15 protein-coding genes are annotated in these 15,587 nt (G+C 64.2%); 5 read left to right on the forward strand and 10 right to left on the reverse strand.

Features of this window, described 5'->3' with window-relative positions; translation table 11 throughout:
- Nucleotides 1-10 precede the first annotated feature (10 nt).
- The 6 genes from glyS to JXQ94_RS09535 all read right to left on the reverse strand — a co-directional run bounded on the left by glyS (nucleotide 11) and on the right by JXQ94_RS09535 (nucleotide 4,947).
- Complete coding sequence (gene glyS / locus JXQ94_RS09510; protein ID WP_421923534.1) at nucleotides 11-2,188, reverse strand: glycine--tRNA ligase subunit beta; 2,178 nt, start codon at nucleotides 2,186-2,188, stop codon at nucleotides 11-13.
- Between the two features lie 17 nt (nucleotides 2,189-2,205).
- Complete coding sequence (locus JXQ94_RS09515; protein ID WP_421923535.1) at nucleotides 2,206-2,667, reverse strand: GFA family protein; 462 nt, start codon at nucleotides 2,665-2,667, stop codon at nucleotides 2,206-2,208.
- 178 nt (nucleotides 2,668-2,845) lie between these two features.
- Entirely contained in the window at nucleotides 2,846-3,736 is an 891-nt protein-coding gene (locus tag JXQ94_RS09520; protein WP_421923536.1) for a glycine--tRNA ligase subunit alpha, read from the reverse strand.
- 70 nt (nucleotides 3,737-3,806) lie between these two features.
- Entirely contained in the window at nucleotides 3,807-3,983 is a 177-nt protein-coding gene (locus JXQ94_RS09525) for a hypothetical protein (protein WP_295695684.1), read from the reverse strand.
- The gene (locus JXQ94_RS09530) at nucleotides 3,980-4,732 is read right to left on the reverse strand and encodes a tRNA1(Val) (adenine(37)-N6)-methyltransferase (protein WP_421923537.1); all 753 of its coding nucleotides are present in this window, start codon (nucleotides 4,730-4,732) and stop codon (nucleotides 3,980-3,982) included. Before JXQ94_RS09530 ends, JXQ94_RS09525 begins: the two co-directional genes overlap by 4 nt.
- Complete coding sequence (locus tag JXQ94_RS09535) at nucleotides 4,729-4,947, reverse strand: DUF2007 domain-containing protein (RefSeq protein WP_295695687.1); 219 nt, start codon at nucleotides 4,945-4,947, stop codon at nucleotides 4,729-4,731. Before JXQ94_RS09535 ends, JXQ94_RS09530 begins: the two co-directional genes overlap by 4 nt.
- A 165-nt stretch (nucleotides 4,948-5,112) precedes the next feature.
- Here JXQ94_RS09535 and JXQ94_RS09540 point away from each other — a divergent pair, with 165 nt between their 5' ends.
- Nucleotides 5,113-6,135, forward strand: coding sequence for a polyprenyl synthetase family protein (locus JXQ94_RS09540; protein WP_421923538.1), 1,023 nt, complete (start codon nucleotides 5,113-5,115; stop codon nucleotides 6,133-6,135).
- Nucleotides 6,136-6,143: 8 nt separating this feature from the next.
- Here the strand turns inward: JXQ94_RS09540 and JXQ94_RS09545 are convergent, their stop codons facing one another.
- From JXQ94_RS09545 to JXQ94_RS09560, 4 genes are read right to left on the reverse strand one after another with little or no spacing between them, the layout of a single operon-like run.
- Nucleotides 6,144-7,157: a hypothetical protein gene (locus tag JXQ94_RS09545; RefSeq protein WP_421923539.1), complete on the reverse strand. Its 1,014-nt coding sequence runs from the start codon at nucleotides 7,155-7,157 to the stop codon at nucleotides 6,144-6,146.
- Nucleotides 7,154-8,008 (reverse strand): 4-(cytidine 5'-diphospho)-2-C-methyl-D-erythritol kinase, encoded by an 855-nt coding sequence (locus JXQ94_RS09550; RefSeq protein WP_421923540.1) that lies wholly within the window; start codon nucleotides 8,006-8,008, stop codon nucleotides 7,154-7,156. Before JXQ94_RS09550 ends, JXQ94_RS09545 begins: the two co-directional genes overlap by 4 nt.
- Entirely contained in the window at nucleotides 8,005-9,729 is a 1,725-nt protein-coding gene (locus tag JXQ94_RS09555; protein WP_421923541.1) for a tetratricopeptide repeat protein, read from the reverse strand. Before JXQ94_RS09555 ends, JXQ94_RS09550 begins: the two co-directional genes overlap by 4 nt.
- A gap of 54 nt (nucleotides 9,730-9,783) precedes the next feature.
- Nucleotides 9,784-11,457: a 4Fe-4S dicluster domain-containing protein gene (locus JXQ94_RS09560; protein WP_421923542.1), complete on the reverse strand. Its 1,674-nt coding sequence runs from the start codon at nucleotides 11,455-11,457 to the stop codon at nucleotides 9,784-9,786.
- A gap of 145 nt (nucleotides 11,458-11,602) precedes the next feature.
- On the opposite strand from JXQ94_RS09560, the gene JXQ94_RS09565 reads away from it, so the two are divergent.
- The 4 genes from JXQ94_RS09565 (at nucleotide 11,603) to JXQ94_RS09580 (ending at nucleotide 15,508) form a co-directional block, all read left to right on the forward strand.
- Entirely contained in the window at nucleotides 11,603-12,463 is an 861-nt protein-coding gene (locus tag JXQ94_RS09565) for a uracil-DNA glycosylase (protein WP_421923544.1), read from the forward strand.
- 127 nt (nucleotides 12,464-12,590) lie between these two features.
- Nucleotides 12,591-13,148 carry a PAS domain-containing protein gene (locus tag JXQ94_RS09570; protein ID WP_421923546.1) on the forward strand — a complete coding sequence of 186 codons (558 nt, stop codon included), beginning with the start codon at nucleotides 12,591-12,593 and terminating at the stop codon, nucleotides 13,146-13,148.
- Nucleotides 13,149-13,157: 9 nt separating this feature from the next.
- Entirely contained in the window at nucleotides 13,158-14,321 is a 1,164-nt protein-coding gene (locus JXQ94_RS09575; RefSeq protein ID WP_421923547.1) for a methyl-accepting chemotaxis protein, read from the forward strand.
- A gap of 65 nt (nucleotides 14,322-14,386) precedes the next feature.
- Entirely contained in the window at nucleotides 14,387-15,508 is a 1,122-nt protein-coding gene (locus JXQ94_RS09580) for a PA0069 family radical SAM protein (protein ID WP_421923548.1), read from the forward strand.
- Nucleotides 15,509-15,587 lie beyond the last annotated feature (79 nt).

The following is a 15,587-nucleotide window of genomic DNA, read 5'->3' on the forward strand; positions in this document are numbered from 1 at the left end:
GAATGAGCCCCTAGCCTGATATCTTGTCGAAATCGGCGACGGCGCGAATGGCCGTGCGTATGGCGGACAATAAGAGAAGTCTGTTGCGGCGCAACGCAGCGTCGTCCGTGTTAACGGTCACTTCGCTGAAAAAGACATCAATCGGTGCACGCAGTTGCGACAATGCCCGCATTGCGGCAGCAAAGTCCTCGTCCGCCAGCGCCGTTTCCGCCGCCGGTCCGGCCGCCCCCAGCGCCGCGATCAGATCGCGCTCGGCTGATTCCGGTGCCGCCGCGAGATAGCCCTCGTCCGGCTCGCCGGTGAGGTCGTCGTCCGACTTGGCCAGAATGTTCGACGCCCGCTTGTTTCCCGCCAGCAACGCCGCGCCATCCTCGGTATCGAGGAAGGCCTGCAGGGCGCGGGCCTTGTGGGTGACGCGGACGAGATCGTCATCGCCGAGCGCGAAGACCGCGTCGATCACGTCATGACGGATGCCCTCATCGCGCAGGTGGACTTTGAGACGGTCGGCGAAGAAGTCCCGCATTCCAAGCACCAATGAAAGCTGGAAGCCGAAATCAGCGAGGGACTTGGACGCCCGATCGCCTGGCTGCCACCATTTCTCGTCTGCCTTGGAGTCCGCTTCGGTGGACATGCTGATGCTGGCCTTTTCGATACCAACAAGTCCATCAGCCCATTCCGCGAGCAACCAGAACGTCTCGGCCAGCGGCAAGCGCGTATTCGAGATCAGCAAGATCCGAATAACGCCCAGCGCGGCGCGGCGCAGGGCAAACGGGTCCTTCGACCCCGTCGGCTTTTCATCGATCGCCCAGAAGCCGACCAGCGTATCCAGCTTGTCCGCCAGTGCCACGGCAGCCGAGACCGGCGCGGTTGGCACTTCGTCTGACGGCCCCTGCGGCTTGTAGTGGTCCTTGATGGCGTCAGCGACGGCGGCGTCCTCGCCCTGGTCGAGCGCGTAATACCGTCCCATCGCGCCCTGCAGCTCGGGGAATTCATAGACCATCTCGGAGACGAGATCGGCCTTGGCCAGGCGGGCGGCCTTTTCGGCCAGGTCCGGATCGGCACCGACAACCGGGGCCAGTTCGCGGGCCAGGGCGGCGACGCGCTCGACCTTGTCGGCGACCGTGCCGAGCTTTTCGTGGAAGGTCACCTTCGACAATTGCGCCGCCATGTCGGAGAGCGGCGTCTTGCGGTCATTGTCCCAGAAGTGGCGGGCGTCCGAGAGGCGGGCCGAGAGGACGCGAGCATTGCCGGCGGCGATCGCCTTGCCGCCATCCGGTGCGACCTGGTTGGCGATGGTGACGAATTTGGAGACCAGCTGGCCGGTCCTGGGATCGCGCACCGCGAAGTATTTCTGGTGCGTCTTCATCGTCAGGGTGATGACTTCCGGCGGCAGATCGAGAAAGTCCGGATCCATCTCGCCCAGTACCGGCACCGGCCATTCCACCAGCCCGGCGACCTCGGTCAGAAGACCGGCATCCTCGACCAGTTCAAACCCGGCATCCGCACACACCTTGCGGGCGCCATTCAGGATCAGCGACTCCCGGGCGGCGCGGTCGAGCAGGACATGCCCCTCACCTTCCAGTGCCGTCGCATAGTCGAGGAAATTCGAGACCGTGAACGGCCCGCGCCCCATGCGGCGATGGCCTTCGGTGACATTCGACGCCGTGATGCCGAACACCTCGACCGGCACGACTTCGCCGTCGAACACGCACAGGAGACGCTGGATCGGACGGACCCAGCGCTGCGCCTTCTCGCCCTCGCCGAACTTCATCGATTTGGGCCAGGGAAAGGCCTTCATCAGATCGGGAATGGCTTCGGCAAGCACCTCGGTGGTGGCCCGGCCGGGCTTTTCGATCTTTGCGACCCAGAACTCACCCTTCTTGTCCGCGCGCTTCTCGCACGCATCCAGCGAGGCGACGCCAGCCCCGCGCAGAAAGCCTTCCACGGCCTTGTCCGGTGCACCGACCCGCGGGCCCTTGCGCTCTTCGCTGACATCGGCGGTCTTGACCGGCAGGCCCTCGATCACGAGGCCGAGGCGGCGTGCACCGGCGAAGGTCTTGAGCGAGGTCCAGGTGAGGCCGGCCGCCTTGAGCCGGTCGCCCAGCAATTTTTCAAGGTCGGCCTCGGCGCGCGGTTGCATGCGGGCCGGGATTTCCTCGCAGAAGATTTCAAACAGGAGTTCGGACATCGTGTCGGGCTTTCCGCTCAGGAGGCGTATTCTTGGTCGGCATAACGCTGCATCAGCGCGAAATAACCGTCATCGGGCGGACCTTCATAGATCAGCGCGTCGTCAGGAAAGGTCATCCAGTCCTGGGCCGATCTGACCCAGATATGGCCGACCGGTTTCAGCCTGGCGCGGTCATCCAGCGTCCCGGCTTTCAGCGACAGGGCCGGCTTGCCGACCGTGTCATTGGCGATCCGTGTGCCGCACTCACCGCAGAAATGGCCCTGCTTGCTCGACTTGCTATCGGTCGGGATGGGGAAGGAGGCCGGCTCGCCCTTGGTGAATTTGAACCCGTCCCGCTGCACCAGCATGGACATGCCAAAGGCCGAGGAGGATTGCTGCTGGCAGGTCGTACAATGACAGCAATACAGCGCCATCGGATTCTCGCTGATCTCGAAGCGGATCGCACCGCACTGGCAGCCACCGCGAAGGGGGAGTTTCATGGGAGGGTCTCCGACAATGGCAGGTCCTCGCCCTTGATGGGCGAGGGGGACCGCGAAGCGGTGGAGTGGGTGACGGTCGGCAGAAGCCGGAACGCGGCGCGTTTCACCCGATCCGACCCGCCGCTTCGCGTCGGCCCACCTTGCCCATCAAGGGGAAGGACCTGTGTGCGGCCCGTCATCACGCCTGCGCCTCCACCAGCGCCCGCTCGCTCTTCACCCAGGCATCCGCGCAGCCCTTGGCCAGTTCGCGAACCCGCGCGATCCAGCTGGCGCGTTCGGCGACGGAGATGGCGCCGCGGGCGTCGACCAGGTTGAAGAGGTGGGAGGCCTTGAGACAGAAATCATAGGCCGGCAGCGGCAGCGGCTTGTCGAGATTGAGCAGGGCCATGCACTGGTTCTCGGCGCCCTTGAACCACTCGATCAGCATGTCGACATCGGCATGCTCGAAATTGAATTCGGAATACTGTTTCTCGGCTTCCAGGAAGACGTCGCCATAGGTCATGCCGGCACCGTTGAAATCGAGGTCATAGACATTCTCGACGCCCTGGACATACATCGCCAGACGCTCGAGCCCGTAGGTCAGCTCGCCGGAGACGAGATCGACATCAAGACCGCCAACCTGCTGGAAATAGGTGAACTGGCTGACTTCCATGCCGTCGCACCAGACTTCCCAGCCCAGACCCCAGGCACCGACAGTGGGGTTTTCCCAATCATCTTCCACGAAGCGGACATCATGCAGGTCGCGATCAATGCCGATGGCGTCGAGCGAGCCGAGATAGAGGTCCTGCAGGTCAGCCGGGCACGGCTTCAGGAGCACCTGGAACTGGTAGTAGTGCTGCAGGCGGTTGGGGTTCTCGCCATAGCGGCCATCGCCAGGACGGCGCGAAGGCTGAACGTAGGCGGCGCGCCAGGGGCGCGGGCCGAGCGAGCGCAGCGTGGTCGCCGGGTGCAGCGTCCCGGCGCCGACCTCGACATCATAGGGCTGCAGGATGGCACAGCCCTTCCCCGCCCAATACGTCTGCAGACGGAGGATCAGCTCCTGGAAGGAGGGCGCTTTCGCGGCGGCCATGGCATCAATTCCCGCTGGAAAAATCGAGATGAAGAAATCGCGCGGACACTAGGCAAGTCAGCCCGACGGATCAAGCGCGCGAGTCCTCGTCTTTGTGCGACGCAGCATCCTCGTCGCGCGGCTCCAGCCGGGCCTCCACTGCCCGGCGCGCCGCCTCCGCTGCATTGTCCCGCTGCTTGCGCCCACGCGCGCCGAGGACGACGAGCAGGACCATGGCGAGGACAACAAGGATGATCGTCACGGTCATGGCTGCATCTCCAATACCGCCCGCCCCCGCAGGATGGCGTCGGCCTCGGGCGAATGCCCCTCGCCCTCATGCAGGAAAAGCGGGGCAAGCAGGACCAGCGGCGCCTTGCCGCCAATGGTCGCCTGAATGATGACGCGCTTGGCTGGCGCGTCGGCTCTCGGATAGACCGGCTTGATCACCACGGAGCCGAAGGACCGCTCGAGCGCAGTGAGGATATCCGCCAGCCGGTCGGCCCGGTGGATCAGGGTCAGTCGGCCCTTGGCCTTGAGCGCCCGGGCAGCACAGCGCACCCAGTCGGCAAAGGGCACATCGCCGGTCAGCCAGGCAGCACGCTTTTCGTCTTTCGGCGCCCGCAAGGCCCCGGGGTCGTCGAAGAAGGGCGGATTGAAGAAGACCTGGTCGACCTTCAGCGAGGTGCCCAATTGCATGATATCGGCATTCTGGGTCTGCACGCGCGCGCCCATACCGTTTGCCGCCGCGTTCTCGGCCGCCAGGGCCGCCGCTTCGGGGTCGCGTTCGACGCCGACAAAGCTCGCACCGGTCAGCCTCCAGGCCGCGCACATCAGCGCCGCGCCGGCACCGCAGCCAAACTCGGCGAGGATCTCGCCCTCGCGGGCATCCAGCGCCGCGGCCAGCAGGCCGGCATCCATGCCGGCCCGGTAGCCGTCCTTACCCTGGCGCAGGACAACACGGCCATCGAGCAATCGATCCAGTGTGGTCGTCACGTCCGGTATAGCGCCTGAAGTCACGGCCGGTCCTCTTCCTGCAGCTCGGCCAGCAAGCTCAACGCCATGTGCGCGTCCTCGTCGATCACCATGATGCGTGTCTTGATGAATGGCAGACCGCCGCCATACATGGAGGACATGCCCTGATCGAGCACGATGGGTTCAATGCCCTCATCGCGCAGGATGGACTGGGCATAAGAGAGTTTGACCGGGTCATTGGTCCTCAGGACTTCCTTCACGTGGGCATACCTCCGCGCCGCTTTGCGGCTTTTTGGGCCGACACAGGACAAGGGGCCTGACCTGTGCTGTTTCGTCACCGCCCCTTGTGCTTGCCGGGCGGTCCGTCGATTTCTATTGTCGGAAGCAATTGAGCCTGCATCAAGAGGACAGCTGGCGTGGACAGCATGGTGAGTGTCAAATCGGCAGCCGCGGCCAAGACCGCGGATATACCGAATGCAGCGGAAGCGCTGGCGGTTCTGGCCTATGACGACATGCGCAATGTCGACGCCCTCATCCTCGAGCGGCTGGACAGTCATGTCGAGCTGATCCCCGAGCTGGCCCGCTATCTGATCGAGGCCGGCGGCAAGCGCGTGCGCCCGATGATCACAGTCGCCGCCGCCAACATGCTGGGCTACAGCGATATCGCGCCGCTCAAGCTTGCCGCGGCGGTGGAATTCATCCACACCGCCACGCTGCTGCACGATGATGTCGTCGATGAGAGCGGCATGCGCCGCGGCAAGGTCGCCGCCAATCTGGTCTGGGGCAATGCCTCCTCCGTCCTGGTCGGCGATTTCCTCTTCGCGCGCTCCTTTTCCCTGATGGTCGAAGCCGGATCAATGAAGGCGCTCGGCGTATTGTCCGATGCGGCCTCGACGATTGCCGAGGGCGAAGTGCGTCAACTCTCCGCGGTCAAGGATGTCGGCGTTTCGGTCGACACCTATATGCAGATCATCGATGCCAAGACGGCGGCGCTCTTTGCCGCAGCGGCGCAAGTCTCCGGTATTGTCGCTGGCCGCGATGCCCGTGAGGAAGCCGCGCTGGAGACCTATGGCCGTGAACTCGGCCTGGCCTTCCAGCTGGTCGATGATGCGCTGGACTATGACGGCGCCTCGTCCAAGCTGGGCAAATCCACCGGCGATGATTTCCGCGAAGGCAAGGTCACCCTGCCCGTCGCACTGGCAATCGCAGCGGCGTCCGGCAGCGAGACCGAGTACTGGGACCGCGTGATTGCGCGCGGCGAACAGGCCGACGGCGATTTCGCCACCGCCATCCGCCTGATCAAATCGCATGGCGCGCTCGACGCCACGGTCAATCAGGCTCGCGCCCATGCCCGACGGGCCCGCGAAGCCCTGGCCATCTTCCCGGCCAATAAATGGCGGGTCGCGCTGGAAGATCTCGCCGACTTCGTGGTCGAACGCGCCTACTAGCCTCGCGCCTATTGCCAGGTATCGAGACCGGCAGCGCGCGCCTTGCGGCGGCACATCTGATGCAGGACGGTAAAACCTGTAACGGCCAGCAGGAAGACTGGCAGCCCGGCTATCGGCGACAGGGCGTTTGCGACCAGCGCCAGCATACCGCACGCGATACTCATCCCGCCCCAGATCATTGCCACCCGGCCATGGCTCATCCCCATGGCAATGAGCAATTGATAGGCATGCGCCCGGTGCGCGACGAAGGGTGACCGCCCGGCCTTGACCCGCGCGGCCATGGTCAAGAGAACATCGCCCAGAAGCGGCAGGACGAGGAGCGGCACCAGCCAGACCGAGCCCGACGGCGCGCGGGAAGCCCAGACGAGAGCCAGACCGGCCAGGATCACCGCCGCCCCCAGCGATCCGACATCGCCACTGAACAAACGCCCGCGTGCTGACAGGAGGGGCGCATTCCACACGGCGAATCCAGCGAGCGCCGCCGCCAATGCCAACGCTGCCAGCATGAAAGGGCCCGCGCCCAGAATCGCCAGAACCAGCGCCGGCGGGATCAGGCTGGCCGCCATCAGACCGTCCGATCCATCCATGAAATTGACCGTGTTCGCGAGCGTGAAAACGAACAGCGCCGAGCCCAGCCAGCCAATCATCCAGGGCAAGGCGAAGCCAAGATCGGTGACCGGACCGATCATGCCGGCCAGGGCCAGGCTGATCAGGCTCAGCAGCGCGAATTTCGGTCGTTCATTCAACGTCACCACATCGTCGACAAAGCCCAGCACCGCCGCCATCGCCGCGCAAAGGGCCAGCGCGACCAGAGCCGCGCCGTCCGCTGGGGCCATGACCGGGATGAAGATGAGTGCGCCGACAAAGCCGACGACAATACCCAGTCCGCCGCCGCGCGGCGTCGGCTGGACGTGATTGGAGCGCTGATTGGGATGGTCGAGGATGCGGGCGCGCCAGATGAGACCGGCCACGCTCCAGGCGAGACTGAAAGCCGCGACCAACGGCCACGCCAGCGCACTCACCGTACCGCTCCGGTCAGGCAAACGGCGCGGGCGAAACCGTCATAGGCGTCCGCGACCCGCTCGGCCGACGCCCGATCGGCACACAGGGCGAAACAGCTCGCGCCGGAGCCGGACATGCGGGCCAGCGCGACCCCGGTCTGTCCCCGCAACCAGTCGAGCGTCCCGGCAATCTCCGGATGATGCGCCACGGCCGGCGCTTCCAGATCATTCCGCTCGCCGCGCAGCCAAGCGAGGCGGTCCTCACCCATCGGGTCAGCCTCGGCCAGCGGCGCCGGGTCTGCGGCATCAAAGGCCTTGAAGATCGGCCCGGTCGGTACCGCGACGCCCGGGTTGAGAAGAACCGCATCGAATGCGTCGAAGGCCGGCAGGATGTCGATCCACTCGCCAATCCCGCGCATCCGCAACGGGCGGGCATAGAGGCAGGCCGGCACGTCGGCGCCCAACCTGAGACCGATTTCCGCCAGCCGGTCGAGGGTCCAGTCCAGCCCCCAGAGTCGATTCAACGCGCGCAAGGTCGCGGCCGCATCGGCCGAGCCACCGCCCAGCCCGGCCTCGACGGGAATCTGCTTGTCGAGACGGATCATCGCGCCCTCATCAATACCGGCCGCAACCTGTAGCGCACGCGCCGCCTGGAGGACCAGATTATTGCCGTCCGGCGGCAGGGCGCGCGAGGCCTCTCCGGACATGGTCAGCAGCAGGCCAGGGCCCGGTCTCACCTCAACCGTGTCGCCCCAGTCCGCGAAGACGACGAGACTGTCGAGCGGGTGATAGCCATCGGGCCGGGCCGCGCCGACCCGCAGGGTCAGATTGACCTTGGCGGGGGCCAATTCGGTAATGGGCGACGGCGTCACGGTGCGTCGCCGATATCGTCGGCCGCGTCCGACATGTCCTCGACCCGGTATTGTTCCCCAATCGGGGGGCGGCCATGGGTCAACCGGTATTCCAGGCCTTCGCGCTGCTCCGGGCGTGGATCGAGATCGAGGGTACGGCGCCACTGGAAACCGGCCTCGAGCGCGCGCCCGACCTGCCAATAGGCATCACCGAGATGATAATTGGCCGTCGCGCTGCCGGGGTTCAGCTCGGCCGCCCGTTCCAGCGCCTCGACCGCCGCTTCATAATGGCCGAGCCGATAATGCGCCCAGCCAAGGCTGTCGATGACATTGCCGTTCTCCGGTTCCAGCGTTGCCGCCTGCTGGATCATCTCGAAGGCTTCCTCGACGCGCTCGCCCCGATCGATCCAGAAATAGCCGAGATCATTGAGCAAGGTGGGCTGACGCGGTGCCAGTTCAAGCGCGGCGAGGTAATGGCCCTCTGCCGAAGTCCAGTCATCCGCGTCGAGATAGCAGGCCGCCGCATAGTGGTGATAACGCCAGTGGGCAGCGACGTCCGGGTCCGCAATGATCTCTTCATAGAGCGGAATGGCCTCGCCACACCGGCCATTGAGCCGCATCAGATCGGCGACCAGGAGCTTGGTCTCAACACCACCATCCTCGGTCCAGAGACGATTGGCGAGCAGGATGGCCTCATCTGTCCGCTGCATGTCCTGGAGCAGGAGAATTCGCTGGAATTCGGCGGTGAACCGGAATGGCTCATCCGTAATCGCGGCGTATTCCGTCAGCGCGGCTTGCGGAAGACTGATCCGGCTCAGCGTCCCGGCCAGCGCCAGGCGGGTCGGGGCATAGTCGGGGTCCAGGCGCTGGACCATGCGCAGATAGATCACCGACAGGTCCATATCGGCCTGCTCGGCGAGATCAGATGCCGGACCGAAGAGGGCCCGGCCCGCCATTTGCGGCACACCGGGGCGTCGGCGCGGGCGTGCGCCTTCATCGAGGCGGCGCAGCGCATCCGTGACGAAGGGACCGTCCGGATTGGCTTCCAGCATGGTTTGGTAGAGGGTCCGGGCTTCATCCGGACGCCCTTCACGCTCCAGGAAATTACCGTACATCTCGGTCGCAAGGCGCGGGAAGACCGCAGAATAGGCGGCAGTCCGGTAAGCGGCGTCAGCGGCTTCGGGCTCGCCGGCGACGTCAGCCAGCATCGCCTTGTGCAGCCACAAATGGGAGGACAGGAATCCGGGCGCCTGGGTCCCGTTGGCAGCATCCATGGCCGCAACCGCCTCGCCCTCGCCCATCATCGCCCACTGGATGAGGAGATCGCGCATCAGCGTGTTGAAGGGCCCGTAATCCGGCGCCGCGTTCAGGCTGGCAATGGCATCGCGGTAATCGCGCTGCGATATCTGGTCGGCGGCGACATAGAGCGTGGCCAGACGGCTGGGGTCACCGGCCTGGACTGTCGACCGGGCCAGTCGCGCCGCCTGGTCCGTATGGCCGGAAAGCAGCGATGTGATGAAGGCCCGGTCAGCCAGGGTTGCATTGCCCGGCGCCTGGTCAAGGGCACGCGCATAATGGGTCGCGGCCCCATCAACATCACGGCTCATGCCGGCATAGCGCGCCGCAAGAAAAGCCCCGTAGACGGAGACCTCCTCGTCTTCGGGCGGCATGGCCGTGCTGGCGCAGGATGCCACGGCCGTTGCGGCCAGGCAGAGGGCGAGAATGCGGACTGATGAACTCATGCCTGCATGCTCGCCCTGCAGACGGTCGGGCGCAAGGGCCCGAGGCGGTTGGACCTACATATTGGCGTACATCGGACCGCCGCCACCTTCCGGAGTCGTCCAGTTGATGTTCTGGTTGGGGTCCTTGATGTCGCACGTCTTGCAGTGAACGCAATTCTGCGCGTTGATCTGGAAGCGTTGCTCACCGCTGGTCTCATCCTCGACCCACTCATAAACCCCGGCGGGGCAGTAGCGTGTCGACGGACCGGCGAATTCGCCGAGCTCGGACAATTTCTGCAACGCGTCATCCGACAGTTTGAGGTGGATCGGCTGATCTTCCTCGTGATTGGTGTTCGAGATGAAGACCGAGGACAGGCGATCAAAGGTCAGAACGCCATCGGGCTTGGGATAGTTGATCGGCTTGTGTTTGGACGCCGGCTCCAGGCTTTCCGCGTCGGTCTTGCCGTGGCCCAGCGTACCGAAGGGTGACCAGCCACCGAACAGGGTGTTGCACCACATGTCGAGCCCGCCCAGGGCAACACCCCAGAACGTGCCCAGCCTGGACCAGAGCGGCTTGGCATTGCGAACTTTCTTGAGGTCCTTGGCGACCCAGGAATTCTCATAGGCCGTCTGGTAGTCGACCAGCTCGTCGTGCTGGCGGCCATCGGCCAGGGCGGCAAAGACACTCTCGGCAGCCAGCATGCCGGTCTTCATGGCGTTGTGGCTGCCCTTGATGCGCGGCACATTCACGAAACCGGCCGAACAACCGATCAAACCGCCACCCGGGAAAGCCAGCTTGGGCACGGACTGATAGCCGCCCTCGGTGATGGCGCGCGCGCCGTAGGAAATGCGCTCTCCGCCCTCGAATACCGTCTCCATGACAGGATGGGTCTTCAGGCGCTGGAACTCGTCGAAAGGCGAGAGATAGGGATTCTTGTAATTCAGGTGCACGACATAGCCGACCGACACCAGATTATCGCCGAAATGGTACATGAAGGACCCGCCACCGGTCTGGCCATCGAGTGGCCAGCCCATCGTGTGCTTGACCATGCCGGGCTTGTGGTTCTCCGGCTTCACGCGCCAGAGTTCCTTGATACCGATGCCGAATTTCTGTGGCTCCTTGCCCTCGGACAGGTTGAAGCGGCTGATCAGCTTCTTTGACAGCGAGCCGCGCGCACCTTCGGCGATCAGCGTGTACTTGCCGCGCAGCTCCATGCCCGGCTGGTAACCATCCTTGTGACCGCCATCGCGAGCCAGGCCGAAATCACCCGTAACGACGCCCTTGATGGCACCGTCTTCCTCGATGAGGTCGGCAGCCGGGAAACCCGGATAGATTTCCACACCCAGCGCCTCCGCCTGCTCGGCCAGCCAGCGGCAGACATTGGCGAGCGAGACGATATAGCAGCCATGATTGCTCATCAGCGGCGGGAAAAGCAGGGTCGGCAAGCTGATCGAGCCGGCTTCGCCAAGCACTTCGAAAATGTCGGTCTTGACCTCATCTTCCAGTGGCGCGCCAAGCTCCTTCCAGTTGGGGAAAAGCTCATTCATGGCCTTGGGGTCGACCACAGCACCGGAGAGGATGTGCGCGCCGACTTCGGCGCCCTTTTCAAGCAGGGCGATCGAGATCTCGGATCCGGCTTCGGCCGCCATCTGCTTGAGGCGGATGGCCGCGGACAGGCCGGACGGACCGCCACCAACAATGATGACATCATATTCCATGGATTCGCGTTCAATTGCGGCGTCGGTCATCAGGCTGGCACCTTCCCTCTTTGTGTTCGCGTCTGTTCAATGCGGTGTTCGGCTTGCAGGTCTTCGGTCATACCCTAGGATCAAAGACCCATCTAGCGCGTCCCGCCGTCGGGATCAAAGCTATTACGTTAACGTGCACGTCAACATGACCGATTCCGGACCCGCCCTCACCCCACAAGACGAGAAAGCGCTGCAAGCGCTGATTGCCTGGTGGGCGGATGCCGGAATCGAGATGGACGCGCCGAGCATGGCACCGCGACCGGTCGCGCCCACGGCGCCAGGGCCTCGCTCTGAGCCACTTCCGGACACGCGCCGCACCGCGCCCGCCGAGCCGGTTCGAGCCGCAACCCCGCAGGCGGCCCGCGCAGCCGGTTTTGGTGACGCCGGGTCCAGCGGGCCCGGCGCCCGGACGCTCGCCAAGGGCGCGGACACGCTCGACGCGCTGCGCGATGCCATCAGCCAGTTTGACGGATGTGCCCTCAAGCGCACGGCCCGCAACACACTCTTTGCCCGGGGCGACCGTGCGGCGCGCATCATGGTGATCGGCGACGCCCCCGGTCGTGATGAGGACGAACGCGGCGAACCTTTCGCCGGCCAGACCGGTCAATTGATGGACCGGATGCTGGCCGCGATCGGGATCGAGCGTGATGCCGCCTATCTGACCTATGTGCTGAACTGGCGTCCGCCAGGCAATCGGTCGCCGACCCAGGACGAGATCGCCCTCTGCCTGCCATTCGCCGAACGCCATATTGCCCTCAAGAAGCCAGACGTGCTCGTTCTGGCCGGTGGTCTGAGCGCGCAGGCTCTCTTGCGCAGCGAGGCGCCGATCACGCGGCTGCGGGGCCGCTGGACCGATTATGCGGTCCGCGACAGCTCCGGCGAGCCGACCGCGGCCACCATACCGACCCTGCCGATTTTCCATCCCAGCTATCTGCTAAGGCGGCCGACCGAGAAGCGTCTGGCCTGGCAGGACCTGTTGGCTCTGGCTTCAAAACTCAATCACTGATTGTGTCGTGCCGGTAATATATTATTAGAGGCCGCCGGACGGAAGACCCGGTTAACCCCAATTCCCCTACGGCTTTTCCTCAGACGCGCCCCAATCGGGCCGATCGGATGTTTGAGGAGCCAGCAGCATGTCGCGACCCACTGCCCCAGCACTTACCGGTGTCGAACGACGGTTCAAAGACGGCGAAGTCATCGTCACAAAGACCGACCTCAAAGGCTGCATAACCTACGCCAATGACACGTTTCAGCGCGCTTCGGCCGTCACGGAGCGGCAGGCGCTTGGCCAGCCGCACAATTTCATCCGGCATCCGGACATGCCGCGCTCGATCTTCAAACTCATGTGGGACACGATCAGCGCCGGCCAGGAATTGTTCGCCTATGTCGTGAACCGGGCCATGAATGGCGACCATTACTGGGTCTATGCCCATGTGACACCAAGCTTCAATGATGCTGGTGAGATCATTGGCTACCACTCCAATCGCCGCGAACCGGGTCGTCAGATCCTCGAGCAGGACATCATCCCCTTCTACGCCCAGCTTCGCGAAATCGAAGCCGGTGCCGGCAGCCCCAAACAGGCGCTGGCTGCCGGCAGCGAGGCCATCGGCGCCTGCCTCGCCAAGCATAATGTCGAATACGATGAATTCATCTGTACGCTCGGCCAGGGCCAGCGTCGCGGCTATCGCTAGGAGACCGTCATGTTCAACGTATCGAAGGATCGTGACGCCATCCGTCGCGCCGCCCGCATTGTCCGCGCCGTCGCCGAGGGCGATTTCGAACAACGCATAATCGGCGTCTCGCCGGACCCGGAAGTGGCGGAAATGGAAAACGCCATCAACCTCCTGATCGATCGCACCGACGCCTATCTGCGCGAAAGCCAGACCTGCGTCGAATATGTTCGCAAGAACAAGCATTTTCGCCTGATTCCGGAGGCCGGAATGGTCGGCAGTTTCAAGGCTGCCGCGCGGGCCGTGAACACGACGCTATATGCGATCAAGGCGCGTCATGACGGCTTCCTCGACCTTGGCAGCAAGCTGGAAAGCCAATTGACCGAGGTCATGGGCAAGGTCTCCGAGACCATCACAATGCTCCGGGGCAATGCCAACTCGCTGGACAGCAATTCCGGCAAGGCGTCCGAACAATGCATGACCGTCTCCGCAGCAGCTGAGCAAGCCTCGGCCAACATGCAGAGCGTGGCCGCTTCGGCCGAGGAGCTGACCTCGTCCATCGAGGAAATCAATCGCCAGGTCGTCCAGTCTGCCGGTATCGCCGACCAGGCCGTCGACAAGTCCCGCGCCATGAACCAGACAATCTCCGGCCTCAGCGGCGTGACCGACAGGATTGGTGATATCGTCAAGCTGATCCAGGGCATCGCCGACCAGACCAACCTCCTTGCGCTCAACGCGACGATCGAAGCCGCCCGCGCCGGTGAAGCCGGGCGGGGATTTGCGATCGTCGCGCAGGAGGTCAAGACGCTGGCCGGCCAGACCGCGCATGCCACCGATCAGATCAGCCAGCAGATATCCGAACTTCAGGGCACGATGACGAGCGCGGTCACCGCCAACACCGACATCTCCGATGCCATCGAACAGATCAATGTCTCTTGCAACGCGATTGCCACCGCTGTGACCGAGCAAAGTGCCGCGACCGGCGAAATCGCACGCAATGTTTCGGAAGCCGCCCTCGGTACCGGCGATGTCTCGAACGGGATCGGGATAGTCGAGGACGCCACGCGCAGCACGCGCGACATGGCGCACAGCGTCGTCACTTCGACCGACACCCTGTCGGAGCAGGAGGAAAACCTGACCAATCTGCGCCAGAACATCCTCACCTTCCTCGACGATGTCCGGCGTGTCGGCTGAAGATGCCTTGTGACGCCCGCATCATTTTGTTCTTGATTTGTTCCAACTTTGAGTCATCATGAAGCATGACCGAGCGCCCTGGTGGCTACGCCCTTAATGCCCCTCAGGAGGCCTCTCTGCCCCACCGCCCCGGAGCAAGAGGTCGGGGCGCTCGGTCAAACATTTCCGGTCGCTATGAGAGTGTCGTCCATGAAGCCTTCGATGATGGCTGGACCGAAGCGGATGGTGAAGCGCCCAGGCTCGCGACCACCGTCCTGAAAGATGCTTCCCGATCCATCATCTCGACCAATCAGTCGCCTGACATATCCTTCGACCAGTCGATCAATCCCTATCGGGGCTGCGAGCATGGTTGCGTCTACTGCTATGCCCGGCCCAGCCACGCCTTTTGGGGCTACTCCCCCGGCCTCGACTTCGAGAGCGTGATCTTCGCAAAACCGGACGGGCCAGCTCTGCTGGAAGCCGCTTTCAACAAGATCGGCTACCAGCCCAGGCCCATCCTGATCGGGGCCAATACCGACGCCTGGCAACCTCTGGAACGCGAGCGCCAACACACGCGCGACATTCTCAAGGTCTGTGCCCGCTACCGACACCCGATCAGCGTCATCACCAAGTCCGCCCTGATCCGCCGCGATCTCGACATCCTGGCCCCGATGGCGGCGGACGGGCTGGTCAAAGCCGCCATTTCCGTCACCACGCTCGACCGACGCCTGGCCCGGGATCTGGAGCCGCGCGCCGCCGCGCCGCATCGCCGGCTGGAAACCATCGCCGCGCTCAAGGCGGCGGGCATTCCGGTCACGGTGATGATGGCCCCCATCATTCCCGGCCTCACCGACCACGAGATTGAAGTCCTGCTCGAGGCCGCTGCCGATTCCGGTGCCGATAACGCGGCCTATGTCCTGCTTCGTCTGCCATTGGAAATCCGCGATCTGTTTCGTGAGTGGCTGACCGACAAACGGCCGGACGCAGCGGGCCGCGTCATGTCCCTGATCCGGCAGATGCGCAACGGCAAGGATTATGACGCGCAATGGGCGACACGCGGTCGCGGAACCGGCCCTTATGCCGCACTGATCGCCAGCCGTTTCCGAAAGGCCATCACGCGCTTCAAGCTGGATGCGCCGCGGGCGGTTCTCGATCCAAGCCGCTTCGAGCGCCCGCTCGGGAGCGCTGCGCAACCCAGCCTTTTTTGATTCCCCGTCACACGGGGGCCTTGTCAGCCCCCCTTCATTTCGGCAATCAGGAACAGGGGGATGGAAATGATCGTTTTGC

This window comes from Maricaulis maris, from assembly GCF_049116555.1.
Taxonomy (GTDB): Bacteria; Pseudomonadota; Alphaproteobacteria; order Caulobacterales; family Maricaulaceae; genus Maricaulis; species Maricaulis maris_C.

What these genes read in the sequence shown, in the direction of transcription:
- glyS (WP_421923534.1), bottom strand. Translation starts at nt 2,188, where the DNA reads ATGTCCGAACTCCTGTTTGAAATCTTCTGCGAGGAAATCCCGGCCCGC.
- JXQ94_RS09515 (WP_421923535.1), bottom strand. Translation starts at nt 2,667, where the DNA reads ATGAAACTCCCCCTTCGCGGTGGCTGCCAGTGCGGTGCGATCCGCTTC.
- JXQ94_RS09520 (WP_421923536.1), bottom strand. Translation starts at nt 3,736, where the DNA reads ATGGCCGCCGCGAAAGCGCCCTCCTTCCAGGAGCTGATCCTCCGTCTG.
- JXQ94_RS09525 (WP_295695684.1), bottom strand. Translation starts at nt 3,983, where the DNA reads ATGACCGTGACGATCATCCTTGTTGTCCTCGCCATGGTCCTGCTCGTC.
- JXQ94_RS09540 (WP_421923538.1), top strand. Translation starts at nt 5,113, where the DNA reads ATGGTGAGTGTCAAATCGGCAGCCGCGGCCAAGACCGCGGATATACCG.
- JXQ94_RS09555 (WP_421923541.1), bottom strand. Translation starts at nt 9,729, where the DNA reads ATGAGTTCATCAGTCCGCATTCTCGCCCTCTGCCTGGCCGCAACGGCC.
- JXQ94_RS09560 (WP_421923542.1), bottom strand. Translation starts at nt 11,457, where the DNA reads ATGACCGACGCCGCAATTGAACGCGAATCCATGGAATATGATGTCATC.
- JXQ94_RS09565 (WP_421923544.1), top strand. Translation starts at nt 11,603, where the DNA reads ATGACCGATTCCGGACCCGCCCTCACCCCACAAGACGAGAAAGCGCTG.
- JXQ94_RS09570 (WP_421923546.1), top strand. Translation starts at nt 12,591, where the DNA reads ATGTCGCGACCCACTGCCCCAGCACTTACCGGTGTCGAACGACGGTTC.
- JXQ94_RS09575 (WP_421923547.1), top strand. Translation starts at nt 13,158, where the DNA reads ATGTTCAACGTATCGAAGGATCGTGACGCCATCCGTCGCGCCGCCCGC.
- JXQ94_RS09580 (WP_421923548.1), top strand. Translation starts at nt 14,387, where the DNA reads ATGACCGAGCGCCCTGGTGGCTACGCCCTTAATGCCCCTCAGGAGGCC.